The organism is Paenibacillus sp. VT-400 (assembly GCF_001029205.1).
GTDB lineage: Bacteria > Bacillota > Bacilli > Paenibacillales > Paenibacillaceae > Paenibacillus > Paenibacillus amylolyticus.
In genome coordinates this window covers 1-207 of sequence record NZ_LELF01000086.1, presented here as the reverse complement: position 1 = coordinate 207, position 207 = coordinate 1, and the positions used below count along the sequence as shown (strand labels likewise).

Sequence of the window (207 nt, the reverse complement as noted above, 5' to 3'; positions counted from 1 at the left end):
CCAGGACCCTGCGGTCCAAGTACCATCGGCGCTAGAGGGCTTAACGGTCGTGTTCGGGATGGGTACGTGTGGAACCCCTCCGCCATCGCCACCAAACGCGTAGCTTAGCTTACATTTCAGAGATCGTTCTCTGAAAACTAGATTCGAAACGAAACATGCGAATTATCACTTGCTATTGGATAAGCCCTCGACCGATTAGTACTGGTC

The 207-nt window shown here is 51.7% G+C and carries 1 rRNA gene; it reads right to left on the bottom strand.

Features of this window, described 5'->3' with window-relative positions:
* Positions 1 to 96: ribosomal RNA gene (rrf, locus tag EL84_RS30445) — 5S ribosomal RNA — on the bottom strand; the annotation flags it as partial.
* Between the last annotated feature and the right edge of the window lie 111 nt (positions 97 to 207).